1 protein-coding gene is annotated in these 1,456 nt (G+C 66.3%); it reads left to right on the top strand.

All coding sequences use genetic code 11. From position 1 onward, the window contains the following. Positions 1–128 precede the first annotated feature (128 nt). Positions 129–1,442 (top strand): ISL3 family transposase, encoded by a 1,314-nt coding sequence (locus CVA01_RS14725; protein WP_073884859.1) that lies wholly within the window; start codon positions 129–131, stop codon positions 1,440–1,442. Positions 1,443–1,456 lie beyond the last annotated feature (14 nt).

The raw sequence follows: 1,456 nt of genomic DNA, 5'->3' as shown, positions 1-1,456 counted from the left end.
GGCTCTTCGCGGTTCGGAGTGCGTAGATAGCTGAAGGGCGGGACGCGGGGTGGTACAACATACAGAGGCCCTGGCCGGTACAAGATGAGAGTTGCGAAGCTTCCATCTGACCGAACCAGGACCCTACCGTGCACCCTACTGGCAACCTCGTCGCCGACACCATCTGCCGCACCGCAGAACTCGGTCTGACGATCACCGATGCCGCCGACGCCGGCACCCTCACCATCATCAACGCCGAGCCGGTGGACGTAGCCGACACCTGCCCGGACTGCGCGATGCCTGGGGTGAAGCGGGACCACATCCGACGTCGACTCGTCGACCTACCGGTCGTGGGGTTCCCCACCCGCCTGAACGTCCGGGTACCCCGCTTCACATGCACCAACCCCACCTGCAGCAGGAAGATCTTCCAGACCTCACTGGCCTGCGCTGACGACGGGGCGAAACTCACCCACCGGGTGACCCGCTGGATCCTCCAACGCCTCGCCATCGACCGTATGAGCGTGGCCGCCACGGCGAAGGCTCTCGGAATCGGCTGGGAGTTGGTCAATACCGTCGCCGTCACCGCGGCCCGGAGCATGGTCTACGCTGACCCCTCCCACCTGGCTGGGGTCCGGGTCCTCGGCGTCGATGAGCACGTCTGGAAACACACCCGCCGACCCGGCGAGCCGTCCTCAATGGTCACCGTGCTGGTGGACCTGACCCCGCTGACCGACGGGGCAGGCCCGGCACGTCTGATCGACATGCGCCCGGGGCGGTCCGCAGACGTCCTGAAGACCTGGCTGGGTGAGCGGGACCCGGACTTCCGGGCCGGGGTGCAGGTCGTGACGATGGACGGGTTCACCGGCTACGCCACCGCCGTCGACCACTCTCTCCCTGCGGCGCGCAAAGTCATGGACCCGTTCCACGTCGTCCACCTCGCCGCCGAGAAGCTCACCGGGTGTCGGCAACGCCTGCAGCGAGAAACCACCGGACGTCGGGGGCAGAAAGACGATCCGCTGTACAAGCACCGCCGGGCGCTGCTGACCAGGACCGATTTCCTCACCGACCGGCAGCGCCAGCGCCTGGATCGGCTGTGGGACACCGACGATGACTACGTCGCGTTGCAGGTGACCTGGGAGTTCTACCAGGACCTGGTCAGTGCCTATGGTCAGCCGGACAGAGCGCGGGGCAAGAAGTTGATGGGCAGGGTGATCGGCACCCTGCGCAAGGGCCTACCGACGGGGCTGGAGGAGCTGGCGCAACTCGGCCGGACCCTGTGGCGCCGACGGCACGACATCCTGGCGTACTTCGATATCGGCGCATCCAACGGTCCGGTCGAGGCCATCAACGGCAGGCTGGAGCATCTACGCGGCATCGCCCTAGGGTTCAGGAACCTCGACCACTACATCTTGCGGTCGCTGATCCACTCCGGCCAGCTGCAGGACCGGATCAACGCACTCTAAATCGAGAAGAGCCG

The organism is Corynebacterium variabile (assembly GCF_006539825.1).
Lineage (GTDB): Bacteria > Actinomycetota > Actinomycetes > Mycobacteriales > Mycobacteriaceae > Corynebacterium > Corynebacterium variabile.
This window is presented reverse-complemented; position numbering and strand designations above follow the sequence as displayed.